Source organism: Imtechella halotolerans, assembly GCF_028743515.2.
GTDB lineage: Bacteria > Bacteroidota > Bacteroidia > Flavobacteriales > Flavobacteriaceae > Imtechella > Imtechella halotolerans.
This window is the reverse complement of sequence record NZ_CP117969.2, coordinates 316063-334147: the sequence shown is the minus strand read 5'-3', so window position 1 is coordinate 334147 and position 18085 is coordinate 316063. Positions and strand designations below refer to the sequence as shown.

Below are 18085 nucleotides of genomic sequence, written 5' to 3'. Positions count from 1 at the left end.
CTTTTATTGAATATATACCATTGTAAATATAAATGAATACCATTCCTGCCAACTATATTCAAGGAACAATGTCCGCTAATCTGGTATCCGTTTTAGGTCCAAATCGTGAAAATCAAAACTAAAATCCATATTTGGTGAAATACCTTTCATTTTTATTCCTGTTGCTTTTCCTTCTTCATCTAAACTAAAAATGGCAAAAGCATCAGCTTCCATATCCTTATAGTCCCATTTAACAGCGAAGGTAGTTGCCTTATAATACAGCATTTGTCCATTTAGTTTTGGAGATCGCTTTGAGGTGAACCAAAGTTTACCATTCTTTTCAGAAATCTCAACTTCTCCAAACCAATTGTCTATATAGGTACCTACATAATTAGAAAAATCTACTTTAACAGATTGGTTTTCTGCAACTGTATTCCAAACACTAGTCAATACAGAATCAGATTCATTCCCTTTGGATTTTGCTCTTTCAGCCAATTCTTTGATCCAATCATGTTCTTCAATTTCAAGATAAGAATCCAAAATCATTTCAGGGATAGAGGTAAATGCATTGCCTCCAGGTAGTGAATTGGTAAGTACTACTATTCCTAAGTTAAGTTCTGGAACCAACACTGTTTTGGATAACATACCAGGCAGACCGCCAGTATGGCTTACCACAATTTTTCCTTGTTTATCATTGATTACCCAACCTAGTCCATAAGCTGCAAAATGTTGCTTTGTTCTAGGATTGGGTTTAGTTGAAAAACGTAAATTAGTATGTGGATACCACATTTGATCTTGCTGTTTCAAGGAAAATAATTCATTGGATAAATTCGCACCATATTTCCCGTTATTCAATTGCATCAACATCCACTTAGACAAATCATTAACGCTCGCAAAAATTCCTCCTGCTGCGGCCAACAATTCGCTATCATAAGTGGTTAATTGTTTTATTTTCGATCCTTCAGAGTCATGTGGAAGGGCTAGGTTTGCATTAGGGCTTAGTTTAGATGCTGTAGGCACAGCATTTTTCATCTCTAGTGGATCTAGAATTCGTGTCTGGATAAAATCTACCCAGCTTTGACCGCTAATTCTAGCTACCACTTCACCAGCAACAATATAAAGTAAATTGTCATAATCATATTTGGTTCGAAATGCGGAAACAGGTTTTTGATATTGAAAGCTTTTAAGTACATCAGCTACTGTAAAATCTGCACCATCTGGGAAAATCATTAAATCTCCAGCCCCAAGTCCAAGGCCACTTCGATGTGTCAATAGATCTACTATAGTAAAGTTGGCAGTAACATACTCATTATACATGGTAAATTCTGGAATATGAGTAACTACTTTGTCATCCCATTTTAATTTTCCTTCATCCACCAATATGGCTAATGCAGCTGCTGTAAAGGCTTTTGAATTAGAAGCTATAGCAAAAAGAGTGTGTTGATCCACCTTTTCCTTACCATTAATAGATTTAAATCCATAACCCTTTGAATGAATCTGCTTTCCATCTTTAACTACTGCAACAGCAATACCAACAGATGGCGTTGATTCCAACACTCTTTCAAGCAACGCATCAATTTTAGAAGAAGTCATCTTCTGGGCATAAAGAGATCCAGTCAGTGAAATAACAATAAACAATGATAAAAATGAAGCTGTATTTTTCATATTATTTTAAACTATACATCTGATTATAAATGAAATACGATGACCATATACAGTAATGTACGGTTTCATCTTCGTTATTAGAAATACTACGCTAAAGATAAACCAAAAACCTACAATCCCCTTTGAAAACAGTTTTTTTTAAAAAAATGATTCAAAATGTACTTATAAAGAACATCAATCATAAAAATTCAGTTATTTTACAGCTTCAGCAATTTTGGAGAAATGAAAGAAAGCAATAAAAAAGAGTCTGTTACATTGATTTGGGAGCGTTTTCTACAAGAAAACCCCATGAATAAACGAATACAAGAACCCATTTCCTTTTATTTTTGTGACAATAAAGAAGATGCAGATCAATGTGCATCATTAGTTGTCCAAGGAATTAAACAAGCAACAGCCACCTCACTTTGGTGGTTTGAAAAGAATCATGAGAAACTCCCTGAAGTTGGTGATCAGTATATTATTACAGACTGGGAAGGAAATGCAAAAGCCATCATTGAAACCATTAAAGTTGTACCGACTCCTTATAATGAAATCACCGCCGAGTTTGCAGAAATTGAAGGTGAAGGAGACAAATCTTTAGCATACTGGAAAAGAGTACACGAGGCATTTTTTACACGTGAAATGGAACCTTATGGTGAGAAATTCGATGAAAACATGATGATTATTTGTGAACATTTCAAAATCATCTATCGTATGTAATTCGAAACTACATTGGGTGCTTTAGATTTTAAACTTATTTAACAATCGATGTGTTGATTTTCATGTCTGCTGTACGCCAAGCTGTAGTAAACATCTCTTCTATTCTCTTTCTGTTTGACTCATCTCCTAATTTTGAATAAGCCAAACTTAATCCTCTTAATGCCCAGCCATTTTTAGGTAAATTTCTCAAATCTTGCTGATAGGTGCTAATGGCATTTTCATATGCTCCTGCTTCCAATTGGACAGCTCCTAAATAATGCCGTACAGAAAAAAACCAATCTGGTGGTTCATTATAATTTAGGGAATCTTCAATGGCGACAGCATCCTTCAATAAATCAATACTTTGTAAAAAGTCACCTTCTTGTGCTACTATGGATGCCTTTAATACTTTTTGCGCAATTTGGACTAAATCATATACCGAATTTATATTCCAAATGGTTATTTCTTTAAGTTCTTTATGAGTACCTATCACCTTTTCAAGAGCCTCAAGCTCCATTTTAGCAGCCATTAAATTACCCTTTCCTGTATATGACATACCTCTTGCATAATGCCAAATTGCTGTAGGGTACACTAGTTCAGGAAATTCATTTTCCATGTCAAGAATACGATCCCACTTTCCAAACTTCACATAAACATAATACGGGATGGTATAATAGTGCTGAATGGTACTCCAATCTGGGTCTTTCATTAACTGTTTATTTATAGTGCTTTTTAAGGCTTCAGCAGCATATAGTGCCCATTTACTATTCCCTTCCAAAGTTGCCGTTGCCGCCATGAAGTGCTGGTTATGGGGGTAATAGGCCAATGGATAAGCACCCTGTGCATTGCAGGCAGTCACATAGGCACTGTCTACCTTGATAGACTGTAAATTGGCCAAAGTCCCCTTGTGGTAATCTCCAGTTCGTATATACACATGAGATGGCATATGTACTAAATGCCCAGCATTGGCTACCAATCCTTTATCAAACAATTCAGCACTTTTAAGGGCTCTCTCAGGGATATTTGATGCCTCCACGGCATGAATATAAAAATGGTGAGCACCTGGATGCCTAGGATATTTTTCAATTATTTTTTCCAGAACTGAAACAATTTCTGGAGTCCACTTCTTCTCTTTACCTTCTTTGTCATATAAATCCCAGGGATGAAGATTCATTAAAGATTCTACATAGAGAACTCCAATATCCGCATCCTCAGAATACGTTTTAAAGAGTGCTTTCATAGCATCGGCATACGCTATATCCAAATCCAACCGATCCTCTACAGGGCTACTCACATATCTTGTTGAAAGCGCCTGGATAAGATCTCTTTCTCTTTGTGTTACATTTTTTTCCTTTGAAAGTGTTAGTGCCTTCTGAATGGCCTGATAAGCATACCTGTAATTATCTGTATCCATACCGGCATTATAGTTGGGCCCTAAAACATAGGCATACCCCCAAAATGCCATTGCACAATTAGGGTCAAGTTTGGTGGCATAATAAAATGATCTAGCAGCCTCGGCATGATTAAAGCCATACGCTAGAACAAGCCCTTGATTAACATACTTTTGAACCAATTCATTTTTGGTGGATATAGGAAAATGCAATTCCCCCATTCCCTCAAACAAAGGAGCTTTCTTTTCACTTAAATACCAACTTCTATCCGTTGTAATAGGAGCACACATTTTAGTCGCAGTAACAACTAACTTTTCTTTTTTTTGGTCTGAATTTTTACATCCGGATAAAAAAACAAACAGTACCAGCAATACAAATCTAATCTCCATAACTAACTGTTTTTCAATACACAATAAGGATGTATTTTATAATTACCCCTAAAGTTAAAACAAAATATAGTATTTTCAAGAGAAATTTATTCAACCAAAAAGGTCCTTTCAATTGAATATCATTAAAAAAGCTGCCTCAAATCTGAGACAGCCTTCATAACACCAGTAACTACGCATTTCAGCCCTATCCTAAAATGGTGATACACCGGTTACTTTCAATAAATATTCTATTGATTAACAAACAAATACAATGCGCAGTTAACTCCCTAAAAAGTATACTTAATGTTAACTCCGGAGTAAAAGTTTCTTCCGGGCGCCGGATCATAATAGGCTCCAAAAGAGGAATTATACTGATGAGTTGAACTGTAACTGGTATTTAATAGGTTATTACCCCCAACAAAAACATCCAAATAACAATTGGTATTCAATGAATTTTTAAAACCAATTTTAACATCAACAAGTTGATAGGCGTTGTCGGAAATAGCATTACTATTGTTCAAGTACACTGCATCATAAAATGAATAGGTACCATTAAGGTACACTCCATATTTGGACACAAGATCTAGGCCCGATACCAAGGTATGAGGGTGGATTCCAGGCACATGCTTACCGTTAAAACTAATTTCTGTGGTCTGTCCATTTTGATCAGTTTCGATAGTATTATAAGTTTCAAATCTATGATTCATGTAAGTATAACTGCTAAATACTCCAACCTTTGAGAACTTGCTTTCTGGTCTCAACCTTACCAAATATTCTGTCCTTACTTCAATTCCACTGCGATTTATAGCTCCGGCATTTTCGTTAACAATGAGTTCAATCCCTTGTAAATTACTAGAGACCCTTGGAAGAATTACATCCTTTACATCTAATTTATAAAGCGCTATATCATAAAAAAATTGACCACTAAATGTATTTCCACGTATTCCTAACTCCTTGTTCCAGCCTTTAGTAGACTCTAAGTTAAAGTTTAATTGGGTTCCGTTATTATCTATAGCACCTCTTGGTGGAGGAGCAAACCCCTTGCTCACATTGGTATATAAAAATAATCCTTCACTAATTTTCTTTGTCAAGGCTATTCGAGGTGAAAAGTCATTCACTTCCTTTGAAAAATAAGGATTCTCCATAGGTAAAAGTCGTTCTTGAAAATCTAAACGAAAATTATTAAAACTTGCACCTAGAGTTAAAGTTATATCCTTTGGAAGTTCAAATTCGAGTTGGCTAAACCCGAGAACAGAACGGTCAGTTGCAGTCCTCGCACTTACAATAGCACTTTCAAAACCATTTCCAAATTCATTAAATTCATTTATTCCACGTGTGTATTCTGCACCAAAAATCCATTTCGCATGATTTCCAAATAGACCTTTAAAGTTGTAAGTAGTGGCCGTTCTTAAAGAAAATGCAGTTGTTATATTCCTATCAGCAACAGTAAAATACTGATTACCAATTAAAAAATTACCTTCATAGACTTGATAACTAAAAGAAGTGTTGTTTTCCCAACCTTTACCAAAACGCAAAGTATGAGAGGCTCCTATTAGCATATTTTTACCCCTTAAACCATTGTCCAATTCTCTAGAAAAAGTAGATTGTCTTGGGTCTTCCGCTACTTGCTCTGCCGTAAGATTCCCAGGTATGCCATAGCTGCGATCAACATACTGTGCAATAAGAGATAAACTTTGCTTTTCGTTGGGGAAAAATCTAGCGTTCAAATTCACGTATTTATTATCTGAAGCAGCCTCCTCTCTATAGCCATCTGTATGAACATTGGAATACTGTAATCTTACATCACTATTTTGACCTCCGGTGGTGAAGGTAAGCCCATAACGATAGGTCCCATAACTTCCTCCAAAAAAATCGGTTTGTATACTAGATTGTTTATACGAAGGTTTTCTATTTTCTAACAATAAAACGCCACTTAATCCTGAACCATAAATACTTCCCGATGGCCCCTTAATAATAGTCATCGTCTCTACACTACCATAATCAAATTGTCCCAATGGAAGTCCTCCACTTGCTAAAGTTACAGGAATACCATTCCAATAGGTCTTATACCCATCATCATGACCTATATCCCCAAGGTTTCCTCCCCGAATCTTAAGGGAATATCTTCCAATTGTTGTAGACTCCAATTTAACCCCTGGTAAGGTATTAAGAGCTTGTTGAGGGCTTGTTAAGTTATACCTTTCTATTTCACGAAATCCAACATTAGCTACGGACGCAGGGATTTCCTTAAGTCGTTTACTTCCTTCAAAAGCAGACACAACTATTTCTTTTAATTCCTGAGGCTTTTCAATCAATCTCACTATAAAATCTGCAGGATATTCCTTTACATTCAGTATAATAGTCTCATAACCAACAAATGAAATCTTTAATTGCACAGGAAAAATTACATTCGTAATCTCAAACCCTCCATGTGCATCAGTTATAGAACCTTGACTCGTTTCTTCGATCATTACCGAAGCTCCAATCAAAGGGTATTTTCCATTAGCGTCCAATACGGTTCCATGGATTTTATTTTGTCCATTTACCTCTTGAATAAACAACCATATCAATAAGTTTATCCATAAAAATATTTGTTTATCTCTCATATCCTTATTTATAATATGATTTCATTTTTCTTTTTTGATAGTTTGTATTTCAATGCAGTTAAAAGCATAATTAATACCGTTAGTAGTAGCACTCCAAACACTCTTACATCGAAAATTCTATGACTTTTAAAGTCATACTTAAATTCCGGTAACTCTTGAAAATGAGAAGAAGTAAACGTCTGATTTGTATATAACATTGGAATAAAATAGCCTTTCCAAATCTCACCAAATTGAGAGGCTTGTTTCCAAAAATTTTCATAATCAATCTTCGAAGTCCCTGCTCGGCTTACTAGTGCTTGTTGGGTCAAAATTGCTGGAGACACCCATTGCAGTTTGTCAACCCATTGATGTCTAAGGCCAAGATTCTTTTCATATTCAAATAATAATGGTTCAAGTTGGGTCTTCACAACTTCTTGAGATGCCATATAATTATGCCAAAAGGAACGAGATTGTTCTCCCTCTGACATGGCATATTCCGGATGATCACGAAGAAAATTATCCAATATTTCATCCTGCATTTTAGTTGCTTCTGCTTTATGCTCCCTCACTTCATTAATAAGTTCACTCCTAGGAGGAATAGGATATAGGTTATCACTTAATTGATTTACACCAGAGGGTATTAACAATACAAACACTATCCAAAAACCCAATAGAGCAAAAGCATTCTGTACCGATTTACCTACAGTGATATTTACAGCAAAAGCCAAAGTGAACCAGAAAAACATGTACACACTACAGCTCACTAAAAATGTAACAAATCCATCCCACGAATTAATAGTGTTTAGTAAAAAAACAAGGGCTGTTACTAAAAATATTATAAGTAACATCCAAAATAGTCTAACCCCAATTTTTTGCAACACCCAAAGACGGATTGAAATAGGTTGAGAGGCCAATAAACGCAGTGATCCGCGTTCCTTTTCCTCAGAAAGAATATTATAGGAAAACGCAATAATAATCAACGGTAATAAATACACCACAACAAACACCAGATCAAAACTCCCGAAAAGCAACTGGATTGGACTCGACATTTCGGAGACATTAATGGCAAAATCATCACCAAACACTGTTGGCATCACAAAATGAGTGTAAATATCACTCTGCCCAGTGGCCATGAAAGCCATTTCGTTTGCAGGCATAGCCACCAATCTGGGACTTAAATTTCCAACATTCATTGGGTAGGTTGGAATGATCCAATTGCTTAATCCCAGGTCTTCTCCATTTTCAATGGCTTTTAAGTTTGCCAGGGTTTTTGCGTCAGACAACTCTACCATAGTTTGAGCTGCTTGTATATCCCCCATTCTTTTATCTACTCTTTGTTTACCGTTATATCCAGCAAAAACAAACAAAACCAATAAAAGAACTGTGAGGAGCTGAACCCACCGATTTCGGTATAGAATTTTTAATTCATACTTAAAATTATATACTAACATTTTAGATCTTATTTTTAACGTTAAACAATAGGAAAAAAGTAAAGAGTAACCAGCCCCCCAAAATGAATAAAGACGATTTTTGTTGCCTTAACACTTCACTAAATGGTTGATATTGGTAGGTAAACTCAGGTAGCTTTTCCCATAATTTTGCATCAGCTTCAAAGCCCCAATCTCCATACTTGGAGTTTTTAGCAAAATATTCATTGAGAAATTGAACTTTAGACAATCGATAATCTTCTACCTTGTCTTCAAAATCCCAATGAGTATAATAATCAGTTCGAGCAATTCCCATAGACAGAAATCGAGTGGGCAAAAAGGGAGACAACACAGATAATGCTCTATATGTAGAGGCCTGATTAGCAAATTGTTGTCTTAGTTTCTGATAGTGTTTCCTGTATACTTCAGACTCATGTTCCTCCCCTTTTTGCATTCTGTATCCATCATAATTAAAGGGTAGTTTATGTACACTATCCACATTATATTGAGCAAGGGTCTCCTTTTCCAGTTGCTTAGCGGCTTCACTCCAGGGATTATGTCCATCTAACCCTTCCTCCTTTTCCTTCTTAATGGTAGAAGTAAATTGCTGCCTAGTTGGATAGGGGTACTTTGAGTTGGCAATATTGCTTGCAACTTTAGGAATTAATAAACAGGAAACGATCCACACTCCTAATAAACTCACTAGCGCAATAGCTGATTTCTTAGAAATTCGAGAAACAAATAACGTTATGTTTATAAATACGATATAATATCCCCAATAAATTAGAAGTAAAATCCCCAAGGAACCCCAACTAAAGCTTCCTAAATCTTTAATATTAGAGATGATAAGTCCAGCTATTAAAAAAAGAACCAAAGATATTATTGCTATAGGAATGAATAATGCTGTCCATTTCCCCAAAAGCAACGAGTGTTTTTTTACACCTTGACTTTTTAACAATAAGAATGTTCCTTGCTCATTTTCTTTTGTATAACTATTATATCCCATTAAAATAATCAACAAGGGAATAATAAACAATAATATAAAGTCTGGGGTTAATTCACCAAAACGCGCCAAACCAGTTCTATCCGCTATAGGTATATACTGGGCTTCATTGCGCTTATGAGCTTCTAAAAATATGGAGGTTCCCGTGAATTTATCAATCCCTTTATCCAATAACCCTAGGGGGTATTCTGGTTTAAATGCATAGGTACCATAATGTGCTGCAGAATGGGGATTCTTCTCCCCTTGACCTTCCCAGGTCTCTCTCTCTGATTCAGTGAAAGCTTCAAAATTAGCTTTTGCTTCTATATACTGACTCCCACTTACCCAGATGGCTGTTCCCAAAAGTAGTACTACAATCCCAATTGTTATTCGTATTCGACCATCTCTGAAAAGTTCCTTTAATTCCTTAAGTAATGTTCTTTTAATCATGATGCAACTCTTTATAGTTCATGGTTTGTAAATACACTTCTTCTAATTTTTGCAAGGTGATTTCAGAGGCTTTAAATTCGTGCTGAAGTATTCCTCCCTTCATAATCCCAATGTGCGTTGCAATCTCCTTAGCTCTAAAAAGATCATGTGTGGCCATTAAAATAGCCACTCCTTCTTTTTGTAGCTGTAGGAGTAAATGCCCAAATTCATTACTTGCTTTAGGGTCTAATCCGGAAGTAGGTTCGTCAAGTAACAATACTTTGGCTTGCTTAGCCAATGCAATAGCGATCCCTACCTTTTGTCTCATTCCTTTAGAGAAAGCTACGGTAGGTTTATAAAACGCCTCTGACTGTAATCCGGCTTTCGAAAGAAGTTCCTCTAACGATTTTCTCTGAAGTTTGATTCCAGCAATTCCTGAAAAGTAGTCCAAATTCTCAATAGCCGTAAGACTTGGATAAAGCATCAAATTTTCTGGTATGTAAGCTATATACTTTTTGGTTTCCCTACCCTGTTTTTGTACGTCCATTCCGTTTATGTAGGCCTGGCCTGAGGTAGGATTAATATAATTTAGTAAAAGATTAATAGTGGTAGATTTTCCAGCTCCATTAGCGCCTAACAAACAGTATATCTCTCCAGAATTGATATGGAGATTCAAATTGGTTAACGCAGTAAAATCACCGTATTTTTTGGTAAGTTCTTTTGTAATTATCATAACTTGATTTTTGTTTTAAAACAATTATTTTGTAATACTTATAAATAACAGGCATAGACAACCCCTTTATACAAAGTGTTGGTATACAGCAAAATAATAGATTTAGATATGCTAAATATTCTTTATAAATGATTCATTTATAAAGGATTTAGATATCACAATAGGGATGGCTATCAGGCATAAAATCAACAGCGAGCAATTCGCCGTTGTTATATGTTGACAACAAGGTATCATGATTCAATTAAGGGCTACCTTTTCTTTGGAAGAATACTCAAAATAGGACAATGCCCAATTGGGTAATAAACCAAAAGTATCCAGAGATAAAAGTATCCGAATATAAAAATGTATATAGCTCTAGAATACCATGTCAACGCATAGTATTCAAACCTATATAAAAGAGGAATGTATGATACCTAGTGTACGAATTGTGGAGGAGGCCTCGTAAATAACTTGTGAGAAAAATTAGTTGAAAAGAAGGGAACATCGTATAAAGAAGTAATTTCTTTATCAACAAAAACTGGAACGACTTTAACTTCTAACTCTTGTACACTTGCTAATAAAACAGGTGTGCCGTTAAATGCAGTCGCATGGTCACAAAGGATACAATGTGCTAAATCTTCATGGTCATCACCATGATTCAATATATGCAAGCCAGAAACCTTCGTTGATAGAAAAACGAAAAGAAAAAACAGTGTCGATATTTTCCTAAGGTATCTGTAATCCATATGGGTACAAATCTATCAAATTGATACGCATAATATGTTAGAAGTCTGTTAAAAACAAACACCTCCATCTAGCAAAAAATCATAAAATTTACATCTGGTATTCCCAAAATTTTACCTTATCTCAGTTCGGTAGGATTATATCCATATCGCCTTTTGAATTCTCTTGACATATGATTAGGTTGTTTAAAACCCACTGTTAATGCTATTTCTTTAATTGGAATACTAGTGAATTTAACTAAGGCATGTGCTTTCTTTAATCGTTCATTTTTCAAAAATTGAAAAACAGATACTCCAAAAAGTTTTTTAAATCCAATTTTTACTTTGTACTCATTAGTTCCAAAAGAATGAGCCAACTCCCTTAGGGTAACTAATGGCATTTGCAAGTTATTCTTTACATGATTTTCTATAGAAATGAGAATTGAAATATCGCGACCATTGAGTGCTGGAATTACTTTTTTCTGTTTCTTAACATCTAGCATTGTACGTCCCAAACTTGATTGGTCTTTATGAACACTTCGACATGATATTTTATTTTCAACCCTAATGCTCGCTATTAAAATTCTTTTTCCATACAACAAAGAAGTTCTTGGAAATGAAACTATTGTACATATCCCTGAGCACGGTCTAGCGTGGTTTGTTTTAAACCATAAATTGATCTTATTTTCGATAGTAGAAGTATGCGTTAATTCCTTCTTTAACCTATACCATTCTTCTATAGATTGGTTTGCTAAATAATTTTCAAGAGGTTGATTATAAAGTTGTGTTCCCTCTTTGCCTACCAGTTGAGAAAAACTATTGTTTGATTCCATTATCTTAAAATCATTATTTACTATAATAACAATATTTAAGGAAGTGGAGGAATTTTTAAAATCAATATCTTCTTGTAGTACTGATAAAGGCTGTAATTTTTCAGTAACCATATTCAACAACACTGTTAATACTTCCAAATCATCGGAATAATCAGTGCGATCAATACGACTTGAATAATTTCCTTTGTAGATCTCAAGTAGCTGCTTATAAATACCTTTTAATCGTGATTGATTTTCAATTCTAAACATGGCTAAATAATTTATTGGTTCTACAACTTTTACCAGATTTAAAACACTTCCAACCCTGTTCAATCTATATATTCAATTACTTTTCAAGAACTTACACCCAAAAATCAGAGTATCAATATAAGTAATTAAATACTAATCTTAAAATCTTATATATTAATTTAATACAAAAACTATCTGAAAAGGATTATTTCATATCTGAAAAGGATTACTTTATCATAAAACACCTTAACCTTTTGAAAACCAGTAAATTTTAAATAGTTTGCAGCCAAATAGATTTTTTAATATAATAACTTAAATAACTAAAACTGGAATCCCAAATCTGTTAAAAAAAATCTACCACTTTATTCCTTTGAATCTCACCTCTAGATAGGCTAAAGGAAATTATGCTGCGCAGCTTTTAGGAAAGTTACTATTTCTAAAAGAGTATTTTTCAGGCCCTCTCAAAGAGCCATCCCAACTCATATAACCGTAACCAATAATTTAACAACCATGCATAAAATGTATAATTATAGGTTAGAGCATATTGAAACAACCTATTATCATATTGAAACCACCAAGCGAATTAGTGCGAAACAAGCCAGTGAAGGAATACAATTTTTCAATAGTGCCTTGTACCATTTAAAAAATCACATTGTAAAACATGGATTTTCTTCAGTTGATGAAGAAATTAATTTCTTTAAAAAAATAAAAGTAGAACCTATGAGTAGACTGTTCTATTATAGTGACGTATACGCCTGCGAATTGTTAATGCCAAAAATTGGTGTATCCAGTCAATTGTCATTTCTAAAGAAAAAGATAAAACGTATCAACAAGTTCTTTACAAAGCATTGTGATTTTATACAGTACATGGAGCAAGAACTCACCAAATTTGACCAACAATATTTCACCCGTGAATTCCAAGTATTTCCAATACTATCTATAATTGAACTAAGCTATCTTGATCCCGCTTTCTTTACCTCTCATGATATCTTATGGGCTCGTATTAAAGGAAAGTACAATTTCATTAAATATCTAAATACACTACTAAATGAGATTGAACATAATGAGCAGCCTGAACAAAGAAAAATAAGTACAAAATCATTAGAATGGACCGCCTCAAAAACCTCACTTGTTGAACTCATCTATGCCTTACAAGCCTCAAACGCCATTAATAACGGAAATGAAGATATTAAAGCAATAGCTCAAGCTTTTGAACAACTATTTGATCTTACTTTAGATAATATCTATAAAACCTATTCAGAAATAAAAATTCGAAAAAAGAACAGATCCACCTTTCTCAACAAACTAATTACCAGGTTTCAAGATAAAATAAACTCAGAAAACGATTTATCGTAGTTACCCTCCAGTCCTTACCCAACAAAAACGTTGTTAGAATCATGACTCAATTGCCGCAAAAGAACTCAAAAATTCAAAATTTAGTGGAAAACACGACCTTAAACACCTTTAAAAAAATCTTTCGTAACTACGTGAAGATGGTGAACTAAAGTCAAAAAAATAGTCCAACTTTAGCCTCCAAGTCAAATCTCACAAGGCCATCATCCCTTAAAAATCATTCATACATAGTGATGGCCTTGTTTTAATAAAAATTCGTATGGAAAAGTCAGTCATCATTTCTAAGTACATTCAAGAGTTAAAAAACGAGTTGTTTCAAGAAATCCATGAAATGTTCAAGCATCGGAACAGACCTACTTCTAAAAGATGGTTGAAATCTAATGAAGTGGTAAAATTACTTGGAATTTCCCATAGTACGCTTCAAAAAATGCGTGCCAAAGGTACCTTACCGTACTCCAAAGTAGGAGGGCTTTTGTATTATGATTATAATGACATTGTTAAAATCTTAGAAAAAAACAAAATATATAGTACCATTTAATCTCCTTAAATAGGATCTTAAGTCTCTATTTGCCAAAGAATACTCTATCAATAATAGATAAATGGAAAAGGTCAAAACTTAAACAATTCCTATGAAACTAGACTACCCACATATAATAAAGGAAGGACCTGTTCGGTACGAACTTGGTCAACCTAACGGTGATTACATTATCTATGATTTTAATAAAATCATTACCTACCTAAATGTAAAAGGAAAACTCCTTTTTGGAGGGAAATTTAAAATTTACCCAGAAGACCGAGAAATTCTCTTTTCATTATGCTCCTACTTTATTAAAGACAAATCAACCTGCGAAAAATTAGGGATTGACATACACAAAGGCATATTACTCACTGGTCCCGTAGGATGTGGTAAAACTTCTTTAATCCGTTTGTTGAAGCATATTGTTCCTCATCAACGCCCATACGAGGTTATCCCCACCAGAAATATTGTTTTTGGATTTAATAGTATTGGATATAACATCATTGAAGATTATGGCAATCGTCAATTTTATTGTTTTGATGATTTAGGAGTAGAACCTAAAGGGAAATATTTTGGAAAAAATTGTAATGTCTTAGGAGAAATTCTGCTTTCAAGATATGATCTCTTTCTTGCAAATAAAATAAGAACGCATGCTACCACCAGTTTAAATCCAACAGAATTGGAAGAATATTATGGAGATCGAGTGTATTCTAGGATGAAACAACTTTTTAATCTGATTTGCTTTGATAAGAAAAGTAAGGATAAAAGAAATAGATAACTTTCAAAGATCTACTCTTTAACTTGTATTTCAAATAAATACTACACAATAAACTCAGGATGTCTACATACCAAAGACAACCTAATTCTCTTCTATTTTATTTTAATATCTCATACGAACTAACAGTTTTACGCTTTCTACATCTTCTCTTAAAAACCATTTTAAGATGCTATCCCAATGTGCATTTTAAATCTCTCTAACCATTGATTTATTTATAGAGTTCAAGTCTAAGTGTAGTTACCTACTGCCATTTGCATTTTTAGCACTCCCAAAACGTGTATCGCCACAAGTTATGAACATCTCAAAGGCATTTCCTAATATAATGTAATGTGATTTACTATCAAATAAGCACATTCAACACCAAACAATATCTTATTCACAAAAATACACAACACCTTTATTTACAGTGTTTTAAACACTAACTTCCTTCTATACTTAAACATCCACCTAAAACGATTTACTATGAAAAAATCAATGTACGCACTGCTACTTATTGTACTGTTATCCTATCCCTTATTTGCTCAAATTGGAGGAATTGAAAATTCTGTAAATGATATTTCAGATACTATAAGGGCTATTTTTCCAATCATACTGGGAATCATTTTTCTTGTAGGATTCCTTTTTAACGCAGGGCATTTCTTCGGAGAAAATGCAGATTTAAAAAAAGGTATTACTAGAGTGCTCATCTTTGTTCTAATTGCGGGAGCGGTAGTTGGCATATTTACCTACTTAATTGGCATTGTTGTATAATGAAATCCTATATACCCTATAGAGACATTAGAAAACGAGCAAAAATTATGGGACTTCCAGTATCATTGTTCGCATTACAAATGACCTCTATTATTGGCTCACTTCTAGTCATTATATTTTCCTTCAGTATTGGTTTGATTGTTTTTATGTGCAGTCTAAATGTAAAATTGTATGTGGTACTCATTTACCTCACCAAACATCCAACAGCCATTCACTTTAAAAAAAAATTTCCAAAGACTATCAGTACTAAAAAAATAACTCAACTCTTTTACAATGAAAATTAATTTGGCTGATTACCACCCTATTTTAGATATTCAGGAGAACACTCTATTTACCTCCAATGGTAATATAGTGGTATGCTTCAGGACTATTTTACCTGAGATCTATTCATTGGCTGATAAAGATTTTGAAGAAATACACAACACCTGGTTTCAAGCATTTAAATATCTCCCTATTGGCACCATCATTCACAAGCAGGATATCTACCAAAAAACAACATTTAAAGGAACACAATTACCAAAAAACACTTTTTTACAGAAAGCGACCTTCAATCACTTTAAAGGCAGGGATTATATTCTCCATAACAGTTATATGTTCTTTGTTCTACCGCTACACAAAACAGCCAACCCCACTAAATATGTCAATCCATTTACCAAAGTAATCAAAGAAATTTCTCAAAAATTATCAGACCAAGTATTTTCCTTTAAAAGAGCTGTTCAAGAAGCTGTATCTTTTATAAATAATAGTAGAAAGTTTGCCTTACTTCCCATTAACCAGGATGACATCATAGCGCACACACATAGCTATTTTAATGGATTTAATCACGATTTTGATACAGATATCCAACTTACTAAGGGTATTTGTGTGGGTAATCATCATTTCGATGTTTTAGCTGTAAACAGCGAGCTTTGTTTTGGTGATGCCCTTCAAACCAGCAAAATTAATGACCTGTTTACAACCGACAGCTTCAGCTTCCATCAGGGGTTTCTAGATGGACTAGGGTTATCTTTAAATGAAAACCATATTGTCAATCATATCATTTATATGGATGACAAGCTTAAATGGAGAAAACTATTAGAGAAGAGAATTGAAGAACTAAGCAAGAGTGTGCACTTCGGCACTCAGAACAAAGTGCTCTTATCTAAATTAAAAAAAATAGTTGAACGGATAAACTTAGATGAGAGTTCACGCATTATTCGTGGGCATTTAAATATTCTTTTTTGGAGTTCAAATCCAGAGCACCTGCCAAGTATTGCTTCCAAAATTAACACTGAGTTTAAAGAATTAGACATTCTCCCTTATTACCCAAAAGGAGAAGAACGCAAACACTATTTTCTTAACTCATATCCTGGTTTTTCTTCTAATTTCAGTGATGAAGACCTATATGTTAGCGACTTAAAACACGCCCTTTGTTTATATATCAATAATACAAATTATCGCTCCGATCCTGCAGGAATCATTTTTAATGACCGGCAACATACCATACCAGTTCTAAAAGATGTTTGGGATGAAAAAAAGAAGCGTATTAAGGCCCGAAACTTTGTCATTTTTGCACCTACTGGAGAAGGAAAATCTTTCCTAGCCAATAACATACTTAGGCAATACTTTGAACAGGGGGTCCGATTAGTTATAATTGACCTTGGAGGATCCTATGCGAAATTTGCGAACCTATATCCGTCTGATCATATCATACTCAGATATGAGCATGGTAAAAACCTAGGTATTAATCCCTTTTACATCACTAATAAAGCAGACCTAACTCCAGAAAAAATAGAAGATTTATCAGTATTCCTTCTGGAATTATTAGCAGAAGGGAAAAAGATATCCAAAGGCAAGGAGGTGGCCATGAAAAAGGTAATGCTATACTATTATCAACAAATTCACTCAGACCATTCTTTGACATCATTTTATGATTTTGTGGACCGCAAGAAAGAGACTCTTAGTTCTACGTTGACATTAAGTGAAAAGCACTTTAGCACCTATAACTTTTTGCATATCCTTTCGGAATATGTTAAGGATGGTTTATACGGTTTTTTGTTTACTCCGGGCACTGATCAAACCTTTAAACTTGAAGATAAAAAATTGATTGTCTTCGAATTAGACGAAGTAAAGGATAATAAAGAAATGCTGTCGGTAATGCTTAAACTAATTAAGTCTGCCATTCAAAGAACCATTTGGAATAATAGAACAGATAAAGGAATTATACTTTTCGACGAATTTGCTAAGCAGCTTAAATTCAAGGGAGTTCTGGAAAGTGTTGAGTTCTATTACCAAGCTATTCGCAAACAAAATGGTGCCATAGGTATTATCCTTCAATCTATAAATCAACTACCTAATAATTGCACCTCTGCCAGTATACTTGAAAACACCCAGGTTATTTATAGTCTAAAAAACGAAAAAGGATACGAAGAATTAAGGACCCGTTTAAATCTTTCAATCCATGACCTCCATCAGTTATACTCCTTAAGGAATAACCTAACTGGGATCCGAAAATTTACTGAAATATTCATCAAAATAGGGAGTGAAAGTAATGTCTTCCGATTAGAAGTACCCCCAGAAGTCTACGCAGCATACCTCACTGATGGGGTGGAAAACGAAACTATTATGAGGTATTATAATTCAACTGGAAATATGGAAATAGCAATTAAAAATTTCTTACACAATAACAAAACACAGAGTAATCATTAA

14 protein-coding genes are annotated in these 18085 nt (G+C 34.3%); 7 read left to right on the top strand and 7 right to left on the bottom strand.

The window, feature by feature from the left end:
- Positions 1–75 precede the first annotated feature (75 nt).
- Positions 76–1644 (bottom strand): serine hydrolase, encoded by a 1569-nt coding sequence (locus tag PT603_RS01595; protein WP_008237959.1) that lies wholly within the window; start codon positions 1642–1644, stop codon positions 76–78.
- Positions 1645–1866: 222 nt separating this feature from the next.
- Here PT603_RS01595 and PT603_RS01590 point away from each other — a divergent pair, with 222 nt between their 5' ends.
- Entirely contained in the window at positions 1867–2343 is a 477-nt protein-coding gene (locus PT603_RS01590) for an ASCH domain-containing protein (RefSeq protein ID WP_008237960.1), read from the top strand.
- A 34-nt stretch (positions 2344–2377) separates the two neighbouring features.
- Here PT603_RS01590 and PT603_RS01585 read toward each other — a convergent pair whose 3' ends face one another.
- The 6 genes from PT603_RS01585 to PT603_RS01560 form a co-directional block, all read right to left on the bottom strand.
- On the bottom strand, positions 2378–4102 hold the full coding sequence (locus PT603_RS01585) for a tetratricopeptide repeat protein (RefSeq protein ID WP_008237961.1): 1725 nt from the start codon (positions 4100–4102) through the stop codon (positions 2378–2380).
- A gap of 266 nt (positions 4103–4368) precedes the next feature.
- On the bottom strand, positions 4369–6687 hold the full coding sequence (locus PT603_RS01580) for a TonB-dependent receptor (protein WP_008237962.1): 2319 nt from the start codon (positions 6685–6687) through the stop codon (positions 4369–4371).
- Positions 6688–6695: 8 nt separating this feature from the next.
- Entirely contained in the window at positions 6696–8117 is a 1422-nt protein-coding gene (locus PT603_RS01575) for a DUF3526 domain-containing protein (protein ID WP_008237963.1), read from the bottom strand.
- A gap of 1 nt (position 8118) precedes the next feature.
- Complete coding sequence (locus tag PT603_RS01570) at positions 8119–9525, bottom strand: ABC transporter permease (RefSeq protein ID WP_008237964.1); 1407 nt, start codon at positions 9523–9525, stop codon at positions 8119–8121.
- On the bottom strand, positions 9518–10237 hold the full coding sequence (locus PT603_RS01565; protein ID WP_008237965.1) for an ABC transporter ATP-binding protein: 720 nt from the start codon (positions 10235–10237) through the stop codon (positions 9518–9520). The genes PT603_RS01570 and PT603_RS01565 overlap by 8 nt, the downstream gene beginning before the upstream one ends.
- A gap of 841 nt (positions 10238–11078) precedes the next feature.
- Complete coding sequence (locus PT603_RS01560) at positions 11079–12020, bottom strand: helix-turn-helix domain-containing protein (protein ID WP_008237967.1); 942 nt, start codon at positions 12018–12020, stop codon at positions 11079–11081.
- A gap of 489 nt (positions 12021–12509) precedes the next feature.
- Here PT603_RS01560 and PT603_RS01555 point away from each other — a divergent pair, with 489 nt between their 5' ends.
- From PT603_RS01555 to PT603_RS01530, 6 genes are all read left to right on the top strand, one after another.
- Positions 12510–13355: an RteC domain-containing protein gene (locus tag PT603_RS01555; RefSeq protein ID WP_008237968.1), complete on the top strand. Its 846-nt coding sequence runs from the start codon at positions 12510–12512 to the stop codon at positions 13353–13355.
- 256 nt (positions 13356–13611) lie between these two features.
- The gene (locus PT603_RS01550; protein WP_008237969.1) at positions 13612–13890 is read left to right on the top strand and encodes a helix-turn-helix domain-containing protein; all 279 of its coding nucleotides are present in this window, start codon (positions 13612–13614) and stop codon (positions 13888–13890) included.
- A gap of 91 nt (positions 13891–13981) precedes the next feature.
- Positions 13982–14647 carry an ATPase gene (locus PT603_RS01545; RefSeq protein WP_008237970.1) on the top strand — a complete coding sequence of 222 codons (666 nt, stop codon included), beginning with the start codon at positions 13982–13984 and terminating at the stop codon, positions 14645–14647.
- 462 nt (positions 14648–15109) lie between these two features.
- The gene (locus tag PT603_RS01540) at positions 15110–15397 is read left to right on the top strand and encodes a hypothetical protein (RefSeq protein WP_040488615.1); all 288 of its coding nucleotides are present in this window, start codon (positions 15110–15112) and stop codon (positions 15395–15397) included.
- Entirely contained in the window at positions 15397–15681 is a 285-nt protein-coding gene (locus PT603_RS01535) for a hypothetical protein (protein ID WP_008237972.1), read from the top strand. The genes PT603_RS01540 and PT603_RS01535 overlap by 1 nt, the downstream gene beginning before the upstream one ends.
- Complete coding sequence (locus PT603_RS01530; RefSeq protein ID WP_008237973.1) at positions 15671–18085, top strand: TraG family conjugative transposon ATPase; 2415 nt, start codon at positions 15671–15673, stop codon at positions 18083–18085. The genes PT603_RS01535 and PT603_RS01530 overlap by 11 nt, the downstream gene beginning before the upstream one ends.